The organism is Clostridium sp. CCUG 7971, assembly GCF_017590215.1.
GTDB lineage: Bacteria > Bacillota > Clostridia > Peptostreptococcales > Peptostreptococcaceae > Faecalimicrobium.
In genome coordinates, this window is sequence record NZ_JAFFPK010000135.1 from 1 (window position 1) to 1,629 (window position 1,629).

Here is a 1,629-nt window from a genome sequence, read left to right on the forward strand (position 1 = left end):
CCCGGGACTATAGCTCAGCTGGGAGAGCACCTGCCTTACAAGCAGGGGGTCACAGGTTCGAGCCCTGTTAGTCCCACCATTCGCGGCCTGGTAGTTCAGCTGGTTAGAATGCCAGCCTGTCACGCTGGAGGTCGAGGGTTCGAGTCCCTTCCAGGTCGCCAAATTAATTTAATATGCGGGAATATGGCTCAGTTGGTAGAGCAATTGACTGTTAATCAATGGGTCACAGGTTCGAGTCCTGTTATTCCCGCCAATTCGCTGGTGTGGCTCAACGGTAGAGCAGCTGACTTGTAATCAGCAGGTTGTAGGTTCGATTCCTATCACCAGCTCCATGAAAAACGGAGGATTTCCCGAGCGGCCAAAGGGGGCAGACTGTAAATCTGTTATCGACGATTTCGGTGGTTCGAATCCACCATCCTCCACCAATTAAATATGCGGGTGTAGCTCAATGGTAGAGTTCCGGCCTTCCAAGCCGGCTGTGAGGGTTCGATCCCCTTCACCCGCTCCATTGAATCATATAATGTGGGTGCATAGCTCAGCTGGATAGAGCAACGCCCTTCTAAGGCGTGTGTCCGGGGTTCGAATCCCTGTGCGCTCACCACAATTATAGGGGATTCGCCAAGTCGGTAAGGCATAGCACTTTGACTGCTACATGCGTAGGTTCGAGTCCTGCATCCCCTGCCAACTTAATTAAATATGATCCATTAGCTCAGTCGGTAGAGCACCTGACTTTTAATCAGGGTGTCCCGCGTTCGAGTCGCGGATGGATCACCAATGGAGAGGTGTCCGAGTGGTTTAAGGAGCTGGTCTTGAAAACCAGTGATGCTTAACGGCACCGTGGGTTCGAATCCCACCCTCTCCGCCATTTTAATTTAATATTCGGAGAAGTACTCAAGTGGCTCAAGAGGATCCCCTGCTAAGGGATTAGGCTGGATTAAACCGGTGCGAGGGTTCGAATCCCTCCTTCTCCGCCAATTTTTGTTTTTATGTCGAGGTATAGCGCAGTTTGGTAGCGCACTTGGTTTGGGACCATGGGGCCGGGGGTTCGAGTCCCTCTACCTCGACCAATAAGTTTGGACCATTAGCTCAGTTGGTTAGAGCGCCCGGCTCATAACCGGTAGGTCCGGGGTTCGAGTCCCTGATGGTCCACCATAAATTCATAGGGGTGTAGCTCAGTTGGTAGAGCGTCGGTCTCCAAAACCGTGCGCCGGGGGTTCGAGTCCCTCTACCCCTGCCATTTAAAATTAAAAGTTAATGTCGAGGTATAGCGCAGTTTGGTAGCGCACTTGGTTTGGGACCATGGGGCCGGGGGTTCGAGTCCCTCTACCTCGACCAATAAGTTGGGCCTATAGCTCAGGTGGTTAGAGCGCACGCCTGATAAGCGTGAGGTCGCTGGTTCGAGTCCAGCTAGGCCCACCAATTTGCCCAGATAGCTCAGTCGGTAGAGCAGGGGACTGAAAATCCCCGTGTCGGTGGTTCGATTCCGCCTCTGGGCACCAAAAACATATTAATGAATATGGCGGTATAGCTTAGTTGGCTAGAGCGTTCGGTTCATACCCGAAAGGTCACAGGTTCGACTCCTGTTACCGCTACCAACTTAAACTATTATTAAGAACTTTGAAAATTAAA

Annotated in this window: 18 tRNA genes; all 18 read left to right on the forward strand. The window is 51.7% G+C overall.

Going from position 1 to position 1,629, the window contains the following annotated elements:
- Positions 1 to 3 precede the first annotated feature (3 nt).
- Positions 4 to 79: transfer RNA gene (locus JWF52_RS15820), tRNA-Val, on the forward strand.
- A gap of 5 nt (positions 80 to 84) precedes the next feature.
- Positions 85 to 161: transfer RNA gene (locus JWF52_RS15825), tRNA-Asp, on the forward strand.
- 16 nt (positions 162 to 177) lie between these two features.
- Positions 178 to 253 (forward strand) — tRNA-Asn (locus JWF52_RS15830).
- A gap of 4 nt (positions 254 to 257) precedes the next feature.
- Positions 258 to 332: transfer RNA gene (locus JWF52_RS15835), tRNA-Thr, on the forward strand.
- An 8-nt stretch (positions 333 to 340) separates the two neighbouring features.
- A tRNA-Tyr gene (locus tag JWF52_RS15840) sits at positions 341 to 425 on the forward strand.
- A 9-nt stretch (positions 426 to 434) separates the two neighbouring features.
- Positions 435 to 508, forward strand: a tRNA-Gly gene (locus JWF52_RS15845).
- A gap of 16 nt (positions 509 to 524) precedes the next feature.
- Positions 525 to 601: transfer RNA gene (locus JWF52_RS15850), tRNA-Arg, on the forward strand.
- A gap of 7 nt (positions 602 to 608) precedes the next feature.
- Positions 609 to 684: transfer RNA gene (locus JWF52_RS15855), tRNA-Gln, on the forward strand.
- A 14-nt stretch (positions 685 to 698) separates the two neighbouring features.
- Positions 699 to 774 (forward strand) — tRNA-Lys (locus tag JWF52_RS15860).
- 2 nt (positions 775 to 776) lie between these two features.
- A tRNA-Ser gene (locus JWF52_RS15865) sits at positions 777 to 865 on the forward strand.
- Between the two features lie 16 nt (positions 866 to 881).
- Positions 882 to 974 (forward strand) — tRNA-Ser (locus JWF52_RS15870).
- A gap of 16 nt (positions 975 to 990) precedes the next feature.
- Positions 991 to 1,067 (forward strand) — tRNA-Pro (locus JWF52_RS15875).
- A gap of 8 nt (positions 1,068 to 1,075) precedes the next feature.
- Positions 1,076 to 1,152, forward strand: a tRNA-Ile gene (locus JWF52_RS15880).
- 9 nt (positions 1,153 to 1,161) lie between these two features.
- Positions 1,162 to 1,237: transfer RNA gene (locus JWF52_RS15885), tRNA-Trp, on the forward strand.
- Positions 1,238 to 1,258: 21 nt separating this feature from the next.
- Positions 1,259 to 1,335: transfer RNA gene (locus JWF52_RS15890), tRNA-Pro, on the forward strand.
- A 7-nt stretch (positions 1,336 to 1,342) separates the two neighbouring features.
- A tRNA-Ile gene (locus JWF52_RS15895) sits at positions 1,343 to 1,419 on the forward strand.
- Positions 1,420 to 1,423: 4 nt separating this feature from the next.
- Positions 1,424 to 1,499 (forward strand) — tRNA-Phe (locus tag JWF52_RS15900).
- 19 nt (positions 1,500 to 1,518) lie between these two features.
- Positions 1,519 to 1,595 (forward strand) — tRNA-Met (locus JWF52_RS15905).
- Positions 1,596 to 1,629: the final 34 nt, after the last annotated feature.